The sequence below is a fragment of the Psychroserpens mesophilus genome (genome assembly GCF_050617655.1).
GTDB lineage: Bacteria > Bacteroidota > Bacteroidia > Flavobacteriales > Flavobacteriaceae > Psychroserpens > Psychroserpens mesophilus_A.
Genome location: NZ_JBODQC010000371.1, coordinates 1 through 248, shown reverse-complemented (window position 1 = coordinate 248; position 248 = coordinate 1). Strand labels below are relative to the sequence as shown.

Annotated in this window: 1 protein-coding gene; it reads left to right on the top strand. The window is 63.7% G+C overall.

The features are described from left to right. Positions 1–91 (top strand): hypothetical protein (locus ACRHNM_RS17645; RefSeq protein ID WP_431137949.1); only part of this gene is annotated, 91 nt, incomplete at its 5' end. Positions 92–248: the final 157 nt, after the last annotated feature.

Here is a 248-nt window from a genome sequence, read left to right as displayed (position 1 = left end):
GAAGGAAGGCAAGAAGCGCATGAAGCAGGTCGGACGCGTGGAGATTCCGCAGGAAGCGTTCCTGGCCGTCCTGCAGATGGACAACAAGTAAGCCCGCACCGGCCCCGCGGGGCCGGTCGTCTGGTGACGTTGCAAAGGACCCTGAATGAAACTGTTTGAGATCCTCCTGGTCGTGCTGACCCTGGCCTCGGGCCTGATCCTGCTCGCGGACAAGCTGTATCTCGCCAAGCGTCGCGCCCAGCGCGCGG